Below are 22,666 nucleotides of genomic sequence, written 5' to 3' on the forward strand. Positions count from 1 at the left end.
GCCTAACCCCTGTGCTGGAGGGGCTTTCTGACTCGCCTTCGCCCCATCAAATGTAGCTAAGGCTATTGATTTATAGCGAAAGGTAGAGAGGGTGGAGGGGGTTAGAGGAGTAGAGCGGCAGAGGGGTAGGGGCTTCAGGACTGGTGGCGATCGCCGAAACAAAAAAGGATGAAGGAATGCTTTTCAGCCTTTGTCCTTCATCCTTTAGCCTTTAATTTTCCTGACAATACCTTGGTACAACTCTTCGTAAATCAGGGTAGGAATTTAGGTGCAGGGGTGGAACCCCTGGATGGGGACGCAGCCCCCACAGCCCTGGTTTTATTTCCAAACCCTATCCGTGAATAGCAGCACTTAGTCGTATCTCTTCCTAAAGCTGCGGCACGTAGCGGTCTTTCTCAGGAACAGTCGTGTATTCCGCTACAATCTGCCGGAACTCCTCTCCATCAATCGATTCCTTTTCGATTAGCAGGTCAACCAGGCGATCGACAACAACTCGATTTTCACGAACCAGGCGACAAGCCTCGTCGTAACACCGTTCAACGATGGAACGTACCTGAGCATCAATGCGAGCAGCGATCTCTTCGGAGTACTCAGAACGAGTCATCCAGTCACGCCCCAAGAAGACTTCACCTGTTTGGCTCTCCAGCGACAGAGGACCGAGGTCAGACATACCAAATCGAGTTACCATCTGACGCGCCATGGAGGTGACTTGCTGCAAGTCATTGCCTGCACCTGTAGTTACTTCAGCATCACCGAAGATCACATGCTCTGCTGCACGTCCGCCCAACGCTCCCGTAATGCGAGCCATGATTTGCGCACGAGAGATCAAGCCCTGATCTTCGTTAGGGATGAACCAGGTCAACCCCTGAGCCTGCCCACGAGGAATCAGCGTTACCTTTTGAACCGGGTCATGATCCTTCAACAACGTACCGACGATCGCATGTCCCAGTTCGTGGTAAGCGATCAGACGCTTGCTCTTACTGTCTACCAGCGGAGTGCCCTCCATACCGGCAACCACGCGATCGATCGCATCATCGATTTCCAACATGGTGATGGCATCTTTGCGGCGACGAGCCGTGAGAATAGCCGCTTCGTTTAACAGGTTAGCCAGATCCGCTCCAGTGAAACCCGGAGTCCGACGAGCGATCGCCTCTAGCGACACCTCTTGAGCCAACTTTTTGTTGCGGGCGTGAACCTGCAATACTTCCAAGCGACCTTTGATATCGGGAGCGTCTACCGTGACCTGGCGGTCAAAGCGACCCGGACGCAACAAGGCAGAATCGAGTACATCAGGACGGTTGGTTGCTGCGATGATGATGATTCCGGTATTGCCCTCAAAACCATCCATCTCAGTCAGGAGTTGGTTGAGGGTTTGTTCCCGCTCGTCGTTACCACCGCCAATTCCTGCGCCCCGTTGCCGACCAACCGCGTCAATTTCATCGATAAAGATGATGCAGGGAGCATTTTCCTTCGCTTTCTTGAACAGGTCACGAACGCGAGACGCACCTACACCCACAAACATTTCCACGAATTCAGAACCCGAAATGCTGAAGAAAGGAACGCCTGCTTCACCCGCGATCGCCTTGGCAAGTAACGTCTTACCCGTTCCAGGAGGACCGACTAACAACACCCCTTTGGGAATCTTGGCACCTACTGCTGTAAATCGCTCTGGCTTCTTCAAGAAGGTGACTACTTCTTGCAATTCTTCTTTGGCTTCTTCGATGCCTGCGACGTCATCAAACTTCACGCCTGTTTTGGCTTCCATCGAGAATCTTGCCCTCGACTTACCAAAGTTCATCGCCTGACCAGGACCACCGGGCACATTGCTAGAACGGCGGAACAGGAAGAATAAGCCACCAATCAGTAACACTGGGAAGATGAGATTGCCCAACACACCCCAAATGGCTCCATCATTGCGAGGAGGATGGAAATCCAAACTAATTCCCTCTTTGCGTAGACGGGTCACCAGATCGGGCAGATTACCAGGTAAATCGACTCGCAAACGCTGGATTCGATTATCTAGCTCTGGATCAACTGCTTCGACGATGGCAGTGCGTCCACCGTCATATAGATCAACGCTGGTCACACGATGGGCGTCCAGATATTCCCAAAACCGTCCATAGGTCATCCGGGTGCTAGCCGTATTGCGTCCCATGTCCATGGGGGATGAGGAGAATGCGCTTTGCCAGAAGAAAAAGCCAATGACCAGGGCTGGCAATGTCCAGAGCAGGATAACTCTCCAGGAAAATTTCATAACGTCAAATTGCCTCTAGATACAGCAGCAGTTAATAAGCCAGCAAGACACGCTTGCCTTAATTCTTAAACTTTTCACTCATAAACGTCTGGCATCATGTTTGCCAGATGTTCTAATGCTAGCCTTCAATTTATGGAAGTATGTCCACCAAAGACCAGATAGGGAAGTTCCTTTTCTGAGAAAGAATCTTAATCAAATTTAACTTAATTACTGAGATCAGAGCAACTTATTGATAATCAGGGGTTTAGTTTCTGTAACTCCATGACAACGCTACTCTGCAAACACAGAGGCATCAGTGGGCAAAACTCGTATGAATGCGCGGCTATCAGAGCCAAGCCCGCTGATGCGAATGCCGGAAGATGCGGGCTTTGATGAACTGATGCAGGTCGGTTTTGTTCCTATCGCTGCTGTTTTGACCGCCAAAATCCTGATTGGTCACGTCAAGTTAGAAACCTGTATCCGTCAGGGGAACTGTAGGGTAATCATCTAAGACACTCGGTCAAGTCGCAGTATGGAAAAGTCGCGATCGCGATGGGACGTTCCTGGTCTGCATAAGCAAGCTTCCGATTGAGGAATTGCCCCACATGACTCGGTTGATCCGGTAGAATGGCTTGTCATGTTAACAAGTGCAACGTTTTTCATCCCACAGGCAATAAACCGACTGCATGACCAAACTCAACAACGCCTTAACCTTATTTTTTAGCTTGCTTGTCGAGGCAATGCCGTTTTTGTTATTGGGAGTGCTGTTTTCAAGTGTGTTGCTGCTGTTTGTGGATGAGCGCAAGTTAGTTGCACTAGTTCCTAAAAACCCTGCTCTGGCAGCCCTCTCAGGAAGTTTAATTGGTTGTTTGTTTCCAGTTTGTGAGTGTGGCAATGTGCCTGTGGCGCGACGGCTATTGGTGCAGGGTGCTCCGTCTGCGATGGCGATCGGCTTTTTGTTGGCGGCTCCTACGGTCAACCCCATTGTCTTTTGGGCGACCTACACTGCCTTTCGCGACCAACCCGAAATCGTGTTTTTGCGATTGGGTTGTTCACTGTTGATTGCGACGATTATCGGCTGGATCTTTAGTGCTCAGGTTGATCTGCGTCCGTTGATGCAACCAGCGATCGCCCGGATGATGCCTGCGCCGCTCAAGCCTTCCAAGCCTTCTGGATATGTGGGCGATGGACCTGTGCCAGAGTTGCTGCAACCGGGCACCTTTTTGTTGGGGCAGTCGGGTCAACCGCTGCGCTTTGATGGCTTGCTCCAGTCCAGTGCGGTTAGCAGTTCGGTGTTGTCAAAGCCTCTGGCTGTGCGCTTTCAGCTGATGCTGGAAAATATTTTGCAGGAACTGCGAGAACTGGGTGGAGTACTGATAATTGGGGCAGCGATCGCCTCTATTTTGCAGGTCACCATTCCCCGTGAATGGGTGCTGGGCTTAGGGCAAGATCAAATTACATCCATCCTGGCAATGATGTTGCTGGCAACAATTGTGTCGATTTGCTCCACAGTGGATGCCTTTTTTGCCCTATCGTTTGCCTCGATTTTTACGACCGGGTCACTGCTCGCCTTTTTGGTGTTTGGACCCATGATTGACCTGAAAAACATTGCCTTACTCCTCTCGATTTTTAGAGGACGGGCGATCGTGTATCTGTTTGCGATCGCGGGTCAACTCACCTTTGTGTTGGCATTGCTTGTAAATATTTACCTGAGTTGAGGGGTTGCCGCTCATCTCAACTGTTACTGCACCTCTATTTCAGCGTATTAAATCTCTATGGCTACTCGATCACGACGCTCCAAACCATTCCGCTTACAAGATTTGGGTAATGTGTCCTGGCTGTTGTGGCTAGATATCACGGCAATTTTGGCATGGGGAGTGCTGCTGCTGAAATATTGGCTTACCAACAAACTCAACATCTTGTTGCACCCTGACTACATGTGGTTAGCCTACTCCACGGGAGCTTTTTTCCTGGTATTAGCAGGGCTGCGAACCTGGCAGGTGGTTCAACTCAGTCGATCGCACGGCATCAGTGGGTCAACACTACAACACTTCTCGCTGTTACCTCGCCGTTGGAGCGCAGGGATATTGCTCGTGGTGGCATTGTTGGGATTGGTCTTTACGCCAGAACCCTTTGCCAGTGAGACGGCTCTGGCGCGGGGAGTGACCGATACTCTGACGATGACGCGATCGCGCCCGCAGGCATTTCGGGGGGGGACGCAACCGGGAGAGCGATCGCTCATCGAGTGGGTGCGAACCTTGAATGTGTATCCAGAGCCTGACGCTTACAAAGGTCAGGATGTCAACGTTGAGGGATTTGTGATTGCCTCACCTGATCTGCCCAGTGGCTATTTCACGATCGCCCGATTTGTGATTACCTGTTGTGCGGCAGATGTTTATCCTGTGGGGTTGCCTGTCAAGTTGGGTGAAGGGCAAACGTCTTATCCTTCTGATACCTGGTTACGAGTACAGGGCAAGATGACCACTGAAACCCTCAACAATCAACGTCAATTGGTGATTGCTGCTACTCAGCTTGAGCAGATTGAGGAACCGGAGAATCCTTACGATTACTAGAGGTTAGTAGTTAATAGTCAATAGTCAATAGTCAATAGTTAATAGTCAATAGTTAATAGTTAATAGTTAATAGTGGTGAGTACCTGGGGCAGTTGCAGTTAAAAGTTAGGGTAGTGCGAGCATCTTGCTCGTGCCGTGAGCGAGACACTCACACCGGCAATCCTAAAAATAACGTCAGTTCGGTTTAAGAGCCTGGCGAATGAATTCGCGGCTACCAGAGCGAAGTCCGCCGATGCACTGGTGCTGGGCTAGTAGCAAGGAGCCATTGACCACTGACCACCAACCACTAGCCACTAACCATTAACCATTGACCATTGACCACTAACCATTGACCATTGACCACTAACCACTAGCCACCAACCACTAGCCACTAACCATTAACCATTGACCATTGACCACTAACCACTAGCCACCAACCACTAGCCACTAACCATTAACCATTGACCATTGACCACTAACCATTGACCATTGACCACTAACCATTGACCATTGACCATTTAACGATTGCAACCTACAGAACGTGTCAAAGGTGCAACTTAAATCGATAATGAATTCTGTTCTAAGTTGTCACGTTTTATATTGTCATTGTTATTCCAATCCTTTCAGCCGATTGCCGCGATCGCCACTACTCCAAGCGGTGCCAGGGTTCTCGCATCCTTCTGCCAATCCGCAGATGCCGTGTTGTGGGTGCCTGAGGCGATCGCTCCTCAACTTGCCGATCTGCCAACCGATTCGCTGCAAGTCAAGTTTTATTCAGGTTCCCTGCGAGAGCACTTAGCTGCCCTTTGGGGTGAACACCGTAGCTTTGTGTTTAGTCTGGCGACAGGGGCTGTGGTGCGGTTGGTTGCGCCGTTGTTGCAGGACAAAGCCACTGACCCAGCGGTGGTCGTGGTGGATGCTGAGCATGCGATTAGTTTGTGCGGTGGGCATCAAGCTGGAGCCGATCGCTTGACGAGGGCGATCGCCCTGCATTTGGGGATAGCTCCTGTGTTAACAGGGGGTTCCCATGAACTGGGTCTATCGGGAATCGATGTCTTGGGAGTGCCCTTTGGATGGCAACAGGGCAACGGGGATTGGACGGGGGTTAGTGCGGCGATCGCCCGACGAGAGCCTGTTCAGGTGATTCAGGAGGCAGGCTCAACGCTATGGCAAGCTCATTTGCCCGCTGATCACCCTTTTCAGTTTGGCTTTCCAGAGTTCAATGCCACGGTCAAAGAAGTGTTAACAGAGCCAAAAGCCCGTGTGTGGATTAGTGCCATCCAGCGGCGATTTGCTCCGGAGTCCAATATGCCACGAGTGCAGTGGCACCCCCGTGTGTTGTGGATCGGTGTTGGATGTGAGCGGGGAACGTCTCAAACAGTGATTGATACGGCAATTCGACAAGTTTTACAAAGCAACCATCTGGCAGAAGGGGCGATCGCTGGGGTAGCAACCATTGACCTCAAAGCGGATGAAGTGGGTCTGGTGGCGTGGTGTCGCGATCGCCAGGTTCCCCTCAAATGCTACTCAGCAGAGGCACTGCGGGAGGTCAAAGTGCCGAATCCATCCGCTGTGGTTGAAGCAGAGGTTGGCACCCCCAGCGTTGCTGAAGCGGCAGCTTTGTTAGCGGCTCAAGCCTTGAGTGAGGATGATGTCATGTTGCGAGTACCGAAAAAGGTGGCTCGCCTGGAGGGAGAACCGGGAGCCGTCACCGTGGCGATCGCTCAGGCTGAGCAGGAATTCATTGGTCACTCCGGCAAGCTGTGGCTGATTGGCACTGGCCCCGGACAACTGGATCAAATGACTCCAGCGGCTCAAACGGCTGTTTCTCAAGCTGATGCGGTGATTGGCTATGGTTTGTACATTGATCTGATTCGTCCGCTGCTCCGCCCTGGGCAAATCATCGAAGCTCTGCCTATCACTCAAGAACGGCAACGGGCACAACGGGCGATCGCACTGGCGCAATGGGGACTCACGGTTGCGGTTGTGTCATCGGGTGACTCCGGGATCTATGGCATGGCAGGGCTGGTTCTCGAAGAATTGCAGGCCAAGGGTTGGGATGGTCAAACCCCTGAAATTCAGGTATTTCCAGGAATCACGGCTCTGCAAGCGGCTGCTTCTCGTGTAGGTACGCCCTTAATGCATGACTTCTGTGCGATTAGCCTGAGTGATTTGTTGACTCCCTGGGATGTCATTGAAAAACGGCTCACAGCCGCTGCTGCCGCTGATTTCGTTACAGCCCTCTACAACCCACGGTCACAAACCCGCACCCAACAAATCGCGATCGCGCAACAGATCTTCCTGCAACACCGCGATCCCCAGACGCCTGTGGCGATCGTCCGGTCGGCATACCGCCCTGATGAACAGATTCAGCTTACGACGTTAGAGAAGCTACTGGATACACCGATCGATATGCTGACGACCGTCCTGATTGGCAATCAGAGTACCCGTGCCCATGCCAACTGGATGATTACACCGAGGGGGTATTTGGGGAAGAGAGAAGAGTGAAAAAAGAAGAAAGAAGAGGCATAAAAGGATGAATGATTAAGGATAAGAGAGGGGGGAGTAAGAGGGGAAAATAACTGGAGCGATGGCACTCAGGAATTACATTTCTAATCAAAATGAGGGTATGTCCTGACTGCCTGACAAATCTTTGATGCTTGGCGATTGAAAGCGCAGACTTCGGCGTGAGCTCAGTCGAACGCTATAAGAGCAAAACCCACCGACGCGGGTTACAGAAAACCTGGATGCATCCAGTCCACGCTGGTGGACTTCGATCGGATAGGCGCGAATTCCATTCGCCAGCCACAGCAGGGAATATCAAGGGTTTCAGAACTTTTGTCAGTCAATCAGGTGTATGTCCAGAATTTTTGGGGGTATGTCAATTGATGTCAATTAAAGTGTGTCTATCACCCTTTCCATCCGTCCGCGACTAAAGTGCGGGCTAACTGGCAAAGTCCATCGAAATGGACTAAAACTCTCTTCTTTCACTCCCCTACTCCCCACGCATATTCCCTTTCATTCTTCTTTTTTCTCCTCTTCTTTATTTCTCTTCACCTCATTGGGTGACGCGAAAGTGAGTCAGATGGAGGAAGGTAGGCAATTGTAGTCTGTCCTACCGTAAGAGTAATTGATTGGAAATATACCGAAGCGTCTAGAGCGTGCTGCTGGTAGTGCCAATCCAATCAGGAACCGTTTGATACTGGGAAATATGTTTTGTGGCACTAGCGAGGGAAACGGATATGGTGTGGCAAAAGGCTAATCTTGGAATTCAATATTGCCTGAGCCGATTTGAACAGTTAAAGCCCCCTTTTGAATCAGCAGATTACCGAGCGTGGAAACTTCGATTTTTGCGCGATCGCCTCAAGTTGTGTTTGTGGCTTGCGTTCATTTGTCTGTTAACTTTTATTGTTCGAGATATTTACGATGCCGTCTATCCCATGCAAGAGATGGCGGATTTGCCCCAGGAATTCAAACGCTTGTTTCCACTGGTCAATGGGGTAATGGCGGTGTCGTTGCTAAGCTGCTTGGTGTTGCTTAGAACTCGATGGGGTAAGCGTCATCCCAATGTCATCTTCTTGAGCTTGTCATGGTCGATTACTCTCGTGCCTCAGATCATCATGACCCTGTGGGGCTATCCCTGTCCTGAGGTCTTGAGTTGGTCACTCGTTTTTTTGACCCAAGCAACGTTGATCCCGGTGCGGTGGTGGTTGCATCTGGTGTCACAAGTGGGAGCGATCGCCTACTACCTCACTGTGTATCCTTTGTTGGGTCTTACCACAACTGTTGAAGGCGACCCGATCTATAGTTCATCAATATTTTTATACCTATTCTGGTTCTGCTTAATTTGTGATTTAGCGGTTTTTCTGTATGAGCGGTTGCAACGGACTGAGTTTGAGTCTCAACGGGAGTTGCAGGTGTTTCTCAATACGGTGACCCACGATTTGAGAACGCCTGTGATGGGAGCATCTATGGTCTTGCAAAGCTTGCTCAAAACACCTGATGAGCGAATCACAGTCAATCGTTACATGCTGGAACGGATGTTGCAGGGCAGCGATCGCCAGATGAGTTTGTTGAACTCCCTGTTAGAAGCTCACTCCTGTGAGGTACACAGCTTTTTGCTACAACGTGAAGCCGTTCAGCTCAATCAGTTGCTACAGAATACCCTGGCTGAAATGGAACCCCTGCTCACGAAGAATGAAGTGACCCTGACAAACAAAATTCGAGACGATTTGCCAGCGATTCAGGTTGACCCGGTACAAATTGCGCGAGTCTTCAATAATTTGATCTCCAACGCCATTAAGCACAACCCTCCAGGCATTCAACTCACCCTCGATGCCAGAGTAGACGGCAAGTCCCTTCGCTGTTCAGTCCAGGACAACGGTGTTGGCATGACCTTTCAGCAATCGCGTCAGTTATTTGACCTCTACGTCAAAGGTCGTCGCGCCCGCTATTTACCTGGTTTGGGTTTGGGGCTGCACCTTTGCAAGCAGATCATCACCGCTCATGGTGGGCGAATTGGGGTTACGAGTGCGCCCAATGCCGGAGCAAATTTCTGGTTTACTTTGCCATTAGTCTCTAAGAGTAGCGATCGCCTTCTCATTAACCAAAATAGCTCGGCGCATTTCCCACCTTCCATTTGATGTTGCACCCGATACTGGTTTTTTGATCCGGAGAAAGCGGTTGATCTGCCAGAACTGCATCGATCACCTCTCGCAGGTCTTGCCCGCGACAGACTCATGGTTGCTGAGGCGACTGCTGTCCAATTGCCCGCGATACGCTAAGCGGCGATCGCCATCCAACACAAAGAAATCAGGGGTGCAGGCGACGGTATACGCTTTAGCCACAGTTTGGCTCTCGTCATACCCAACCGATTGACTGGCATAGTCCTACCCCAGTTTTGCCAATTGGTCTTGAACCTGTTTAGCGAACGGACAGTGGCGACAGATGAGCATGACTAACAATGCCTTTTTGCCAGCAAAGGTCGCCCGTGAGATCGCTCCACCCGACACTACATCGGGTAGTTGAAGTGGACTGAAAACCTCTCCTAGTTTGCTTTAGCAGACTTCACCCATTAACCCGCACTTTAGTCGCGGGCGAGGTTGAGCGAAAGCAAAGCCCATCTTGACACAAGATTCAGGACACACCCTTTGCAACCTGAAATAGCTCTATTCCTATCCTTTATCGGTTATCCTTTCCTTTTCATCCTTTCGTCTAAAACAACTCACACTGCCCATGATGGCGCAGCAGGTGATCGCACAGTACGAGTGCCACCATCGATTCCACCATCGGGACAGCCCGTGGTAGAACGCAGGGATCATGTCGCCCTTTGGCTGCCAGAACGGTTTCTTCCCCTTCTTTGGTGACGGTGCGTTGCTCCTTACGAATCGTAGCCGTGGGTTTGAAGGCTACCCGCAAAATAATGTTCTCACCGTTAGAAATGCCGCCCTGAATCCCGCCAGAACGGTTGGTCACAGTGCGGATCTCACCCTGCTCATCAATGTAAAACTCATCGTTGTGCTCAATTCCGGTCATTAGCGTTCCGGCAAAACCAGAGCCAATCTCAAAGCCTTTGCTCGCCGGAAGAGACATCACTCCTTTCGCCAGATCTGCCTCTAACTTGTCAAACACGGGTTCACCCAAACCTTTTGGAACCGATCGCGCAACACATTCCACCACACCTCCGACCGAATCGCCCGATCGCCCAATTTGTTCAATTAGCTCAATCATGCGATCGGCACACTCCGCATCGGGGCAGCGCACAATATTGCTCTCAACCTGCTCCAGAGTGACGATGTTGGGGTCAACGACGCCTTCTAAATCTTTGATGCGCTTAACATAGCCGATAATCTCAACACCTGCGACCTGCTTGAGAATCTTTTTGGCGATCGCCCCTGCTGCAACTCGTCCAATCGTCTCCCGTGCCGAGGAACGCCCGCCCCCCTGCCAGTTGCGAATGCCATACTTGGCATCGTAAGTCGCATCTGCGTGAGAGGGGCGATATTTTTGTGCCATCTCGTCGTAGTCCTGCGATCGCGCATCCTTATTGCGAACCAGAAGGGCGATCGGCGTTCCCAACGTTTTGCCCTCAAAGATACCAGAGAGAATCTCGCACTTGTCTTCTTCTTTGCGGGGGGTGGTGATTTTGCTCTGCCCCGGACGACGGCGATCAAGTTCAAACTGAATCTCGTCAAGAGAAATCTCTAATCGCGGTGGGCAGCCGTCAATCACAACACCCACCCCACCGCCGTGGGATTCACCAAAGGTGGTTACTCGAAATAAATGCCCAAATGTACTACCCATGCGCTTTGTTCTGCTACGTCGCTGTTGATCTATTATCGGGGGCGATTACCCCTTTGGGAAACAGCGAAGCAGAGGAAACAATCGTGTCCTCCCACTTCCTCATCCTCCATAGAAAGGTTGGCAAATCGAAGTAAATAAGGTGTGGGCTAAACAGTTAGAAGGACAAACAGTAGTGGAGTTACAGGCTGATGAACCTTTTACAACTGAACGATTGTTGATTGGAAATTTTGACTCCGCCTTATTAGTAATTAAGACCGCAATTAAACAAGTTAATTTAGGAAAGCAGAGATGGGTTTCTCCCAGGGTCGTTATTCATCACATTAGCCTATATTGAAGGAGGGTTAAGCCCTGTTGAAAAACGACTTTTTTATGAACTTGCCGCTTCAGCTAACTCTTTCGATGTAAGGGTTTGGGAAGGAAGTGAACTTTCAAACATGCAGGTTGTGGAGTTGTTTCGATCCAGGGCTTCCTAACACCTCTGTGCTAGAGACCAGTAAGCATGGTCTAGCAATCACGCTGCATACAGAACGAATAAGCGGCGTTGCTGAAATGACAAATGATACGTAAATTCCCAACGTGAGCGAGACGCTCACTCTATCGGGATCATCACAAGGGAGTGCGAGCATCTTGCTCGCGATTTCATATCCTCAATCAGCAACGCCCGAATAAGCTATCGTGAGATCGCACAAGTATCTGCGTCCGGTGAGCGTTATTCAGCGTCAGCAAAAATCGTTTGAAGTGAAAGCTCAAATCCAGGGAGTACTGATTCTCCAGACAGAGTATTGGGAAATTGCGCGATCGCCTCTACTGCCTGGTTGGGTCGGTAAATCTCGACTGTTTTAGTTTTGGGGTCAATCAACCAACCTAAACGACAGCCATTGTCGAGATATTCTTGCATTTTGGCGCGAGTCTCATCAATATCATCGGTTTCAGAGAGTAGCTCCAGAACGAAATCTGGGCAGAGCGGCGCAAATCCTCTACGTTGTTCAGGTGTGAGCGCATTCCAGCGTTCTTGTTTGACCCAGGAGACATCAAGCGATCGCGTTGCTCCATTGGGTAAGCGGAACCCAGTAGAGGAGTCAAAGACCTTACCAAGCTGAGTCTGACGGTTCCAAATACCGAAATCGGTTGTCAGTTCGGCATTTCGATTGCCGCCTTCGCTTCCAGTCGGTGACATAACGATTAACTTTCCTTGGGCAGTACGTTCCATCCGTAGATCAGGATTTGCCGCAACAAATTGACGGAATTGTTCCTCCGTCACTGTTAGACCGTGGGGCACTTTGACCGATAGGGAACTGCTCACCATACGCTGAAGCCCTCTGCATCAAGCGATCGATATTTAATTGTGGACAATTTTGCACGGATTACGCCATCACCATGCCGCCATCAATATTGATGACTTGCCCCGTGATGTAAGCGGCAGCAGGGTCAGCGGCTAAAAAGCGAATCAACCCAGCCACTTCTTCAGCTTGCCCATAGCGACCCAACGGAATCATTTTGAGGATTTCGTCACCAACTTTGAGGTCATGGGTCATATCGGTGGCAATGAAACCGGGGGCGACCGCATTCACCGTGATGCCTCGGCTTGACAGTTCCTTCGCAGTGGTTTTGGTCAGCCCCAGCACTCCGGCTTTAGCCGCTGCATAGTTTGCCTGACCGGGGTTGCCCATTAGCCCCACAACCGAGGTGATATTGACAATCCGTCCAGACTTTTGCTTCAGCATAATTTTGCTAGCCGAGCGAGTGCAGAGGAATACGCCAGTCAGGTTAAGGTTAATCACCGATTGCCAATCCTCATCCTTCATGCGCAGTAACAGCGTGTCGCGGGTGATGCCAGCATTGTTCACAAGAATATCGACTCGTCCCCATTTCTGCATCACAGCGGCAAACAAGCCGTCTACCTGTTCCCCTTGAGACACATCGGCTTTAAGAGCGATCGCCTGTCCGCCCTGTCCTGTAATTTCGCTCACAACCTCATCGGCAGCAGTGCTGGAGCTAGCGTAGTTAACCACGACATTAGCTCCTTCAGCGGCGAGAGCCAGAGCCGTAGCTCGACCAATACCGCGTGATGCGCCTGTTACCAGCGCGACTTGTCCAGTTAACCTCTGAGATGCTGTCATACCTTAATATCCTTGGGCGATCGCTAGATAATATTAAGCCATTTGTGGCACCCCAGTTGAACCGAAAAATTTGCACTAGGATCGAGCTACAGTCCTTTAACCCTCTAGTGCTATGGCAGTCAAAAAAGAGTACGGCAGCTTTCAAGAAATGATTGCAGAATCGGATATGCCTCTGCTGATTGACTTTTATGCTCCCTGGTGTGGACCCTGCCAACTGATGGCAAAGATTTTGGAGCAAGTGAATGCCCAACTGAAGGATAGACTCCGGGTCGTGAAGATTAACACGGATAACTATCCCGACCTGGCGACTCAGTATCAGGTGTACGCCCTACCGACGTTGGTTTTGTTTAAGCAGGGTCAACCCGTCGATCGCATTGAAGGGGTACTGCAAGCTGACCAATTGATTCAACACTTGCAGGCGTTGGTTTAGGCTTGTGGGGGTGGATGGTGGGCGATCGCAAATTGATTTAGCTCTGAGTGTAGTAAAGCCTATCCTTAGGGAACTTTAATAGAAGCCTCGTCAAAATTTAACCCAAGGAATATAGGCAGAGCGATAGAATTACCTTTATGATTCTGTAGCTTATGCTACGGTTTGGGTTGTTCTAGATTCACACTCAGCTTAAATCTTTCAACTTAAATCTCTATCTACCCGATCTCCGACAATGCAAACGAATTCAAGACAGAGCCAACAAAACACCTCCTCAGATAACACCACGCCCATCAACAACGACAATTTCAACTTTGATATGTGGGCAAAAGAAGTTAAACGACAGATGATTGCATCCCTGAAAAAGCGGGATTACGAAGATTAGAGTGGCTACGCTATTCTGATAGCTAACCCAGTCAATCTTTGTGCTATGGTTAGCTTCCCTTCACACGGCCAACAAACTCAACCACTCCTCTCAACGGGAATGCTGCGCTGCGTCCACCACATTGCGTTGAATGTGAAAGACCTGCAAGCATCCCGTTATTTTTATGGAACTGTTTTGGGATTGAGAGAGTTACAAGGTGATGAAGTACCAGAGACGCTTAAAGCCTTGTTTGAGGCAGGCGAAGCAGCCAACTTTGTGACTCCTGACGGAACGGTGATTGATCTATTTTGGAAGCCCGACTTAGAGCCGCCTCATCCCGATCCGGAGCAAAGTTTTACCCGGATGAGTCATCTGGCATTTGATATTGAGCCGCACCTATTTGATCAAGCTGTTGAGGTGATTCGGGCGAATCAGATTCCGCTCGATCACGGACCTGTGAGTCGTCCGACAGGTCGAGGAATTTACTTCTACGACCCAGACGGCTTACTAGTTGAGATTCGCTGTGACCCATAGCTGTGACCCCCAACAAACAGCAATTGAGGGGGACGCGATTAATCGCGTCCCCGGATCTAAGTCAGACCCTTTACATAGCTAGTAATCTTTAGGAGGAATGCGATTAATCGCGTCTCTCCTAAAACCCATTTTTCTACATCGCCAGCAGATCATCTAGGGCATCAAGGGCTTCGCACCCATTCTGTGTCCACTGTTGGGCTGTGGTTTGGACGTGCTGGACAATCGCCCCAGTACCGGGAAAACGAGAGGGATTCTCGTCAAAGCGATCGCGCCCATGCAGGTACTCATCGGAATAGCGGCGAAACACGGCTTCCACAGCGGCACGGGCATTCTTTAAGCCCCACTCAGCGGCGATTTGCTCGGCTTTTTCGATTACATCCTGGCTGAGCCTTACTTTGTTGTCATACATAGCTGTACATCCGTCGAAAGAAGAAACAAACCACGCACGTTGGCGAATTGAGGATCACCCATCACCGCAAATAGCTTGCGACCTGCTAACCGTTCAGAGATCAGGTGAGTGCTGCCCCCTGTCACCAAGAATCGGGTCACTCGTGCCATGTAGGGGGTGTATTGTGCTTTTACCGTTTGGAAGATGCCTTTGAACCAGGGTTCGAGGTGCTCATCCAACCAGCCACTCCAGGAAATCCCTGTGTCAGCGTAGGTATGCTCCACCCGGAAGCCATCCATCACCAGACTGGGGTCAGCGGTGGTTCCCAAAGCATTGGTGAGGCGTTTGTCAAAGCTGATGGAAGTGGCTAATTCGTAAGCACCGCCCCGATCCATCACGTTTTCATCAATCACTTCGCCTTCTGCATCGACTAAGCGAGTTAGCCAGGTGCCACCACCGATATCAATGACAATCGTGTAGCCACCATCGGGAATCAGTCCCATCTGTTTGGCATAACGGTAGGCACCCATGCCTTCTCGCTCGACCTCAACCCGTTCGACCATGACGCGATAATCGATGTCATTGCGTTTGAATTCGTGCATTCCCAACAGTTGCTTGCGGATTGCTTCGTCGTTTTTGTTGGGTTCTGGGGTGCTGGCGTAGAGGTGCATGGCAAACTCGGTCGAGCCATTCCAGGGTTCTAGGCAAGCGTAGAGGTGTAAGCGAGACAACTCCACTTTATTTTCAATAACCGTTTGTTGTTGGCGTCTGTATTTATAAGCCTGAGCACCAAAGTGATAGCGAGTGCCGTCGGGTAGCTCAATTAAGGGAGATGCATCGGTGTAGCGAACGGGATCGCGTCCTTGAGGTAGTTGATAGCGCACCGAGCGAATTGCTTTAGGATGCCCTGTGCCATCGTAAAACTTGAGGTCGTAGTTGCCTGCATCCAGGGCTAACACGCGAGTTGTCGCTGAACTAATGCTAGAGTCTTTACTAGGTCTTCGTTGTCTGGTAGCTGTAGTCATATCGCTCCCTTTGGATACGTTTGTACAAGTTTGTCCCCACTAGTACCCTTGTACTATAACATCCAAATTCTGTCTAGAGAAGAGGTGCGAAAACATTTTGATTTGTTACGAAAACTGACGCTGTGTTGCAACTCTTAACACGCTGACGTATTCCTACGCTCTAGAGATTGGTAGACTTGATGACGAAGAAGACGGTGCGATCGCCTTTGCACAAGTAGCAATGCAACTGTGCTGGCAACGCCAATTTAACAGCAGACGTAGAAACGCATAAGAACTGCAATGGTAGATTCCCTCAAAAAGCCTAATTTTGAAGAAATGCAACCGGGAGTTAAAGTCCCGGCGAAAGAAACAATTCTGACTCCCCGTTTCTACACAACGGATTTCGACGAGATGGCGCAAATGGACATCTCGGTGAATGAAGATGAACTGCGGGCGATTTTAGAAGAGTTTCGCGCCGACTATAACCGTCATCACTTCGTTCGAGATGACGAGTTCCAACAATCCTGGGATCACATCGATGGTGAAACTCGACGCCTCTTTGTTGAATTTTTAGAGCGTTCTTGTACAGCAGAGTTCTCTGGATTTCTGCTTTACAAGGAGTTGGGTCGTCGTCTCAAAGACAAAAGCCCTTTGCTGGCAGAGTGCTTTAACCTCATGTCGCGCGATGAAGCTCGTCATGCAGGCTTCCTAAACAAAGCTCTGTCCGATTTCAACTTGTCTTTGGACTTGGGCTTCTTAACCAAGAGCCGCAGCTACACCTTCTTCAAGCCGAAGTTTATTTTCTACGCGACTTATCTTTCTGAGAAGATTGGGTACTGGCGTTACATCACCATCTATCGCCACCTCGAATCTCACCCCGAAAATCGCGTCTACCCTATCTTCCGGTTCTTTGAGAACTGGTGTCAGGACGAAAACCGCCATGGTGACTTCTTCGATGCCATCATGCAGGCGCAGCCTCAGTTTTTGAATGACTGGAAAGCGAAGCTGTGGAGTCGCTTCTTCCTGTTGTCGGTGTTTGCCACAATGTATCTGAACGACTTGCAGCGATCGGGCTTCTATGCGTCGTTGGGTCTAGATGCGCGGGAGTACGACATCCACGTGATTCGTAAGACCAACGAAACGTCAGCGAAGGTCTTCCCGGTGATTCTCAATGTCGATCACCCTGACTTCTTCAGATTGTTGGATCGCTCGGCAGAGGCTAACCAAAAACTGGCGGCGATTTCTGAGTCTAAAGCACCTAAATTCGTTCAGTTCTTCCAGAAGTTGCCCTCAATTGCGTCGATCGGTGCTAATCTGGTTCGGCTTTACTTCATGAAGCCAATCGAAGCTGCCACGACTCAAGGCAAAGCTCGTTAATATACCTATCCACCCCTCAGGTGTGGCGGTTCTGTGTATGGCAGAGCCGCTTTTTTGTGTGGTCAGTGGTTGATGGTCAATGGTTAATGGTCAGTGGTTAATGGTCAATGGTTAATGGTCAATGGTTAATGGTCAGTGGTTAATGGTTAATGGTTAATGGTTAATGGTTAATGGTCAGTGGTCAGTGGTTAATGGTCAATGGTCAATGGTTAATGGTCAATGGTCAATGGTTAATGATCAATGGTTAATGGTCAGTGGTCAGTGGCTGGATGAGTTAATGCATAGAGCCGTGATATTTGGGCAGTTGCTATTGAGCAAGTCACAAAACATATTTGTCGAATGCTACGTCCTTGTGAGCGTAGGTTATATGTTGTGGTAGAGAGGCGTGAAGAATGCGGGATTGGAGATTGAAAGTGCCCATGATAAAGCTTGAGACTCGATCTGCGACTTCTTTAAAAAATCGCAGATCTGGGTTAGTGGGTTTTGGTGTAGCAGCATTTGGGTTAAGCTTTGGGGCGATCGCCAATGCCACTCCAGTTCCAGAGCTAGAAGCGGTGGGTGTTTCAGACTCTGCGACTGACCTGGCTCAGGCTGCTCCCAATCCCTCCCCTGCTCCGACAGTTGAACCCCTCGATATTGCGCCAGAGGTGATCGAAGATAGCCCAGTGCTGCAACGCTGGCTAGAGGAAGTGCCCGATGTGCGATCGCAAATGCGTCACGATCCTGCCTTTCGCACACGAGTCCGATTGGGCTATACCGAGTTGCCTTCTACAGAACCGGATGGCGGAGTCTATGTTGGGGTTGAAGATGTGTTTTTGGGGCGTACAGGTTTAACCGTTAGTGGTGAGTATCAACGAGCTTTGGAGGGCGATCGCCAATCCTATGGAGGTGACTTGCGGTATTACGTGCGACCTCTGGGCAGTTCGATTAATGTTGCTCCTCTGGTAGGCTATCGCCATCTAGAAACCGATGAGTATACGACTGAAGGGGTTAATGTTGGGTTGCGGTTGATGCTGGCACTCTCTCGGACTGGAGCCGCAGATGTCTCTTTGAGTCAAAGCTGGGTTGATCCAGGGGGTGAGAGTGAAGTTGGGTTAACGACTCTTTCGTTTGGCTATGCCGTCACGCGCAATCTGCGAGTTTCGACCGATATTCAGCGGCAAAACGCCGCAGAGGACAAAGATAGCCGTTTTGGGATTGGTTTGGAATGGATGTTTTAATGCAGGACAGGGGCGAAGCATTTGGTAAATAGGTTTTGCAACACCACTACAAATATGTTTCCGAATGCTTTAGCCCTACACAAAAAAGCAAAAAAAATTGCCTGACCCTATAAGCCCCCAAGGTCAGGCAACCGTACCTGTAAAAACGCTTTCCTAATCAAAGAACTAAACGACTTAATTGCCCCCTAGTCGTCAGTTCATTTGAATGCGTTCTCCAGAAGTGATCTCATTGTCATCTGTCAGAGGGCTTAGAAGCCTGACGAAATCTACTGAATTTCAAGCTTTCTCACATTAAAGATTGGAAGAAAAAGTCAGTAAATTTACTTTTGCAAAAAGGACAAAAGAAGAAAGAAAAAAGAAGATGGAATGAGGAAAACCAGAGAGGGAAGAGAGAAGAGAGAAAAAAGAATAAAGAAGAGAGAAAAGACCCGCTTCTCGCTTTTCAGTCCTCAGTCTTCCTTTTCCCCGGCTTACTCCTCATAGGCATCCATCGGTAGGCAAGAGCACACCAGATTGCGATCGCCATAGGCATTGTCAATCCGTCCGACGCTTGCCCAGAACTTGTTCTCGCGTGTCCATTGGGTGGGATAGGCGGCGTGATGACGTGAGTAGGGATGATCCCACTCATCAGCCATGAGGTTAGCTGCTGTATGGGGTGCGTTCTTGAGCAGGTTATCCTGGCGATCGACCTTGCCCTCCTCAATTTCCCGAATTTCGTTGCGAATCGCAATCATGGCATCACAGAAGCGATCGAGTTCCTGTCTCGATTCGCTTTCGGTAGGTTCCACCATCACGGTTCCGGCAACGGGCCAAGATACGGTCGGGGGATGGAAGCCGTAGTCAATCAATCGCTTGGCGATGTCATCGACCTCAATGCCAACGGACTTTTTAAACTGCCGCAGGTCGAGGATACATTCATGCGCCACCAAACCATTTTTGCCCTTGTAGAGGATGGGGTAGTGTTCCTCCAGGCGTTTGGCGATGTAGTTGGCGTTGAGAATGGCAACCTGCGTGGCTCTGGTCAAGCCCTCGGTACCCATCAGCGCGATGTACATCCAGGAGATTGGGAGGATACAACCGCTACCCCAGGGAGCCGAGGAAACCGCCCCAATGCGGGAGGTTTGGGGAGTCGCTCCGTCCAGGTTAACGACGACGTGACCGGGGAGGAACGGCACGAGGTGCGCTGCAACGCCGATGGGGCCCATGCCAGGACCACCGCCCCCATGAGGAATGCAGAAGGTTTTGTGGAGGTTGAGGTGACAGACATCCGCACCAAAATCTCCGGGACGGCACAAGCCGACTTGAGCGTTAAGGTTTGCTCCATCCATGTAGACTTGCCCACCGTGTTCGTGGACGATCGCACAAATTTCTTGAATGGCTTCTTCAAACACCCCATGCGTGGAGGGATAAGTCACCATCAAAGCCGAGAGGCGATCGCTGTGTTTCTCAGCTTTGGCTTTGAGGTCAGCGACATCGATATTGCCTTCGTCATCACAAGCAACCGCGACGACTTTCATCCCCGCCATTACCGCACTGGCGGGATTCGTACCATGAGCCGATTGGGGAATCAGGCAGACATTCCGGTGTCCTTCGCCCCGCTGTTCGTGATAGCGACGAATCACTAACAACCCGGTGTACTCACCCTGAGAGCCTGCATTAGGTTGGAGCGAAATAGCCGCAAATCCGGTAATCTCTGCCAGCCAAGCCTCTAACTGCTGGAACAGAATCTGGTAGCCCTGCGCTTGCTCCAGCGGAGCAAAGGGGTGAATTTGGGTGAATTCTGCCCAGGTAACCGGCACCATCTCCGAGGTGGCGTTGAGCTTCATCGTGCAGGAACCCAGCGGAATCATTGCCGTTGTCAGGGAGAGATCCTTCGCCTGCAAGCGATGAATATATCGCAGCAACTCCGTTTCTGACTGGTAGGTGTTGAATACTGGATGGGTGAGATAGGGAGTTGTGCGCGTCAGGGATGCAGGCAGCTTCTCGGATGCAGTGGCTAAATCATCCAGGGTAAAGGGCAAGCGAGAGGTCGCTGAGCCACCGTTGGTGTAGCCACCGACGAACAGGTTGAGCAGATCGAGCACATCTTGAGGGCGAGTGGTTTCATCTAGTGAGATGCCGATCGCACTTGTACCCAGAGGACGCAGGTTAATTTGCTGCGCGATCGCTCGGTTCAAAATCTCCGTCTGGCGATCGCCCACATCAACCCGCAGTGTGTCGAAGTAAGCATCTGTTCCCAGCGTGTAGCCCAAGCGTTGCAAGCCTTCTGCCAACAGCGTGGTCAACTGATGAATGCGGGTAGCAATGCGCTTTAAGCCTGTGGGTCCATGGTAGACAGCATACATCCCTGCCATCACCGCTAACAGAACTTGAGCGGTACAGATGTTGCTCGTGGCAGTTTCGCGGCGGATATGTTGTTCGCGGGTTTGCAATGCTAAGCGCAGAGCGGGATGCCCTGCCGTGTCTTTGGAGACGCCGACCAACCGTCCGGGAATTTGTCGTTTGTAGTCCAACTTGGTGGCAAAGTAAGCGGCATGAGGTCCACCGTAGCCAAGCGGTACGCCAAAGCGTTGCGTGTTGCCCACGACGATATCTGCGCCAAACTCACCGGGAGGGGTGAGCAGGGTCAGACTGAGCAGATCGGCAGCAACGGTGACGAGTGCCCCAGCAGCATGGGCGCGATCGATGAAGGCTTTGTAGTCATAAATTGCCCCATCGGTGGCAGGGTATTGCAGCAGTGCGCCAAAGATGGGTTGGTCAAATTCGGTAGTGCGATGGTCGCCGATGATGACTTGAATGCCTAGCGGTTCGGCACGGGTTTGGATCACATCGATCGTCTGAGGGTGGCAGGCATCGGATACCCAAAACGCGGTCGCTTTGCCCTTGTGTAAGCCAAAGCTCATGGTCATGGCTTCAGCAGCGGCAGTGCCTTCATCTAACAGGGAGGCGTTGGCGATCTCCATCCCGGTCAGGTCGATCACCATCGTCTGAAAGTTGAGTAACGCTTCTAACCGTCCCTGAGAAATTTCGGGTTGGTAAGGCGTGTATTGGGTATACCAACCGGGGTTCTCCAGAATGTTGCGCTGAATCACAGGAGGCGTGATGCAGTTGGCGTAGCCCATGCCGATGAAAGAACGGAAGATCTGGTTTTTGGAGGCGATCGCCTTCAACTCCATTAAGCTCTCGTATTCGCTCTGCCCTTTCCCAAGTTGTAGAGGCTGCTTGACGCGAATCGCTTGAGGAACTGCCTTATCAATCAAATCATCCAGGTTAGTCAAACCCAACACATTCAACATCTGTTGAATATCACCCTCGCTGGGTCCGATGTGACGACGTTGAAAATCGTCTTGAGGGGCAAGGTCGCTGGCAACAGACGATGTGGGCGATCGCCGAGCCACGAGCGGAGTTTGAGTGGATGCAGTACTAACCGTTGATTCAGCAACAGTTGAGCCTTGAGCACCACCGTGATAATCAGACGAATGGTGTGGGTAAGCAGAGAGATCTGATGACATAGCAAGTTCTATAACGGAACGTTAAACCAAAAAAGAGAAGCGTACTCGTTCTGACTATTTTGCAATATTTTGCAACAAATGGTCAGTAGCCCTTTAGACAGGCTCGCTTCTCTTTAAGGGGATGAGGTGATGGGATAGAGGAGTGATGGGGTAATGGAGGGATAGAGTACTCCCTTACTCTCCTTACAGAGGATTAATCGCGCCTCTCCCTTCCTTACTCTCCTTCGACTTGAGCACGATATTCGTCTGCTGAGAGTGCGTCTTCCAAATCACCAGGGTCATTGACTCTAACTCGTAACAGCCATCCTTCACCGTAGGGGTCTTCTGCCAGTTGTTCAGGGTTATCTAAAATCGGTTCATTACGCTCGACCACCGTTCCCGTGATAGGGGAATTCAAATCTTCAACGGCTTTAACCGACTCAACCGTGCCAAACTTTTCACCTTTCTCAACAGCATCTCCCACCTCTGGTAGCTCCAGAAATACGATGTCGCCTAATTGATCAACTGCAAAAGCACTGATACCGACAGTGGCGATTTCGCCTTCTAATCGGGCATATTCATGAGAATCCAAATATTTCAAATCATCCGGGTAGTCAAAAGCCATAGGAGTCCTCGTTGGGGCAATATGCGTG

General features: G+C 50.5%; 20 protein-coding genes. 11 read left to right on the forward strand and 9 right to left on the reverse strand.

The features are described 5' to 3' along the window. Positions 1-367: 367 nt before the first annotated feature. On the reverse strand, positions 368-2,254 hold the full coding sequence (gene ftsH2, locus H6G89_RS08325; protein ID WP_190504900.1) for an ATP-dependent zinc metalloprotease FtsH2: 1,887 nt from the start codon (positions 2,252-2,254) through the stop codon (positions 368-370). Between the two features lie 310 nt (positions 2,255-2,564). On the opposite strand from ftsH2, the gene H6G89_RS08330 reads away from it, so the two are divergent. The 5 genes from H6G89_RS08330 (at position 2,565) to H6G89_RS08350 (ending at position 9,428) form a co-directional block, all read left to right on the forward strand. Then, a complete protein-coding gene (locus H6G89_RS08330; RefSeq protein WP_190504902.1) occupies positions 2,565-2,744 on the forward strand; it encodes a hypothetical protein in 180 nt (59 codons plus the stop codon). Positions 2,745-2,919: 175 nt separating this feature from the next. After that, positions 2,920-3,951 (forward strand): permease, encoded by a 1,032-nt coding sequence (locus H6G89_RS08335; RefSeq protein ID WP_190504904.1) that lies wholly within the window; start codon positions 2,920-2,922, stop codon positions 3,949-3,951. A 57-nt stretch (positions 3,952-4,008) separates the two neighbouring features. Continuing rightward, positions 4,009-4,806 (forward strand): TIGR03943 family putative permease subunit, encoded by a 798-nt coding sequence (locus H6G89_RS08340; protein ID WP_190504906.1) that lies wholly within the window; start codon positions 4,009-4,011, stop codon positions 4,804-4,806. Positions 4,807-5,385: 579 nt separating this feature from the next. After that, positions 5,386-7,293: a precorrin-3B C(17)-methyltransferase gene (gene cobJ, locus H6G89_RS08345; RefSeq protein WP_190504908.1), complete on the forward strand. Its 1,908-nt coding sequence runs from the start codon at positions 5,386-5,388 to the stop codon at positions 7,291-7,293. Between the two features lie 734 nt (positions 7,294-8,027). Continuing rightward, complete coding sequence (locus H6G89_RS08350) at positions 8,028-9,428, forward strand: sensor histidine kinase (protein WP_190504909.1); 1,401 nt, start codon at positions 8,028-8,030, stop codon at positions 9,426-9,428. 63 nt (positions 9,429-9,491) lie between these two features. On the opposite strand, the gene H6G89_RS36365 is transcribed toward H6G89_RS08350, so the two are convergent. The 4 genes from H6G89_RS36365 to fabG all read right to left on the reverse strand — a co-directional run bounded on the left by H6G89_RS36365 (position 9,492) and on the right by fabG (position 13,208). Then, positions 9,492-9,632: a hypothetical protein gene (locus tag H6G89_RS36365; protein WP_339384583.1), complete on the reverse strand. Its 141-nt coding sequence runs from the start codon at positions 9,630-9,632 to the stop codon at positions 9,492-9,494. Between the two features lie 367 nt (positions 9,633-9,999). Then, positions 10,000-11,088: a chorismate synthase gene (gene aroC, locus H6G89_RS08360; RefSeq protein WP_190504911.1), complete on the reverse strand. Its 1,089-nt coding sequence runs from the start codon at positions 11,086-11,088 to the stop codon at positions 10,000-10,002. A 709-nt stretch (positions 11,089-11,797) separates the two neighbouring features. Then, positions 11,798-12,394: a Uma2 family endonuclease gene (locus tag H6G89_RS08365; RefSeq protein WP_190504913.1), complete on the reverse strand. Its 597-nt coding sequence runs from the start codon at positions 12,392-12,394 to the stop codon at positions 11,798-11,800. 58 nt (positions 12,395-12,452) lie between these two features. Beyond that, complete coding sequence (fabG, locus tag H6G89_RS08370) at positions 12,453-13,208, reverse strand: 3-oxoacyl-[acyl-carrier-protein] reductase (RefSeq protein WP_190504914.1); 756 nt, start codon at positions 13,206-13,208, stop codon at positions 12,453-12,455. A 112-nt stretch (positions 13,209-13,320) separates the two neighbouring features. Here fabG and trxA point away from each other — a divergent pair, with 112 nt between their 5' ends. The 3 genes from trxA to H6G89_RS08385 all read left to right on the forward strand — a co-directional run bounded on the left by trxA (position 13,321) and on the right by H6G89_RS08385 (position 14,533). After that, on the forward strand, positions 13,321-13,638 hold the full coding sequence (gene trxA / locus H6G89_RS08375; protein ID WP_190504916.1) for a thioredoxin: 318 nt from the start codon (positions 13,321-13,323) through the stop codon (positions 13,636-13,638). 232 nt (positions 13,639-13,870) lie between these two features. After that, positions 13,871-14,020, forward strand: coding sequence for a hypothetical protein (locus H6G89_RS08380; protein ID WP_190504918.1), 150 nt, complete (start codon positions 13,871-13,873; stop codon positions 14,018-14,020). A gap of 99 nt (positions 14,021-14,119) precedes the next feature. Beyond that, positions 14,120-14,533 carry a VOC family protein gene (locus H6G89_RS08385; protein ID WP_242059874.1) on the forward strand — a complete coding sequence of 138 codons (414 nt, stop codon included), beginning with the start codon at positions 14,120-14,122 and terminating at the stop codon, positions 14,531-14,533. 133 nt (positions 14,534-14,666) lie between these two features. Here H6G89_RS08385 and H6G89_RS08390 read toward each other — a convergent pair whose 3' ends face one another. Beyond that, positions 14,667-14,942 (reverse strand): hypothetical protein, encoded by a 276-nt coding sequence (locus H6G89_RS08390; protein WP_190505528.1) that lies wholly within the window; start codon positions 14,940-14,942, stop codon positions 14,667-14,669. Next, positions 14,924-15,946, reverse strand: a complete 1,023-nt coding sequence (locus H6G89_RS08395; protein WP_190504922.1) for a ParM/StbA family protein — start codon at positions 15,944-15,946, stop codon at positions 14,924-14,926. The genes H6G89_RS08390 and H6G89_RS08395 overlap by 19 nt, the downstream gene beginning before the upstream one ends. Before the next feature lie 279 nt (positions 15,947-16,225). Between H6G89_RS08395 and acsF the strand changes: the two genes are divergently transcribed. From acsF to H6G89_RS08410, 3 genes are all read left to right on the forward strand, one after another. Then, positions 16,226-17,302, forward strand: a complete 1,077-nt coding sequence (gene acsF / locus H6G89_RS08400) for a magnesium-protoporphyrin IX monomethyl ester (oxidative) cyclase (RefSeq protein ID WP_190504923.1) — start codon at positions 16,226-16,228, stop codon at positions 17,300-17,302. Between the two features lie 163 nt (positions 17,303-17,465). Next, entirely contained in the window at positions 17,466-17,681 is a 216-nt protein-coding gene (locus H6G89_RS08405; RefSeq protein WP_190505530.1) for a hypothetical protein, read from the forward strand. Between the two features lie 97 nt (positions 17,682-17,778). Beyond that, a complete protein-coding gene (locus tag H6G89_RS08410; protein WP_199336616.1) occupies positions 17,779-18,522 on the forward strand; it encodes a hypothetical protein in 744 nt (247 codons plus the stop codon). 470 nt (positions 18,523-18,992) lie between these two features. Here H6G89_RS08410 and gcvP read toward each other — a convergent pair whose 3' ends face one another. Together gcvP and gcvH are read right to left on the reverse strand one after the other, a co-directional pair. After that, entirely contained in the window at positions 18,993-22,034 is a 3,042-nt protein-coding gene (gene gcvP / locus H6G89_RS08415) for an aminomethyl-transferring glycine dehydrogenase (RefSeq protein WP_190504926.1), read from the reverse strand. A 214-nt stretch (positions 22,035-22,248) separates the two neighbouring features. Then, positions 22,249-22,638, reverse strand: a complete 390-nt coding sequence (gene gcvH / locus H6G89_RS08420; RefSeq protein ID WP_190504928.1) for a glycine cleavage system protein GcvH — start codon at positions 22,636-22,638, stop codon at positions 22,249-22,251. Positions 22,639-22,666: the final 28 nt, after the last annotated feature.

Source organism: Oscillatoria sp. FACHB-1407, from assembly GCF_014697545.1.
Lineage (GTDB): Bacteria > Cyanobacteriota > Cyanobacteriia > Elainellales > Elainellaceae > FACHB-1407.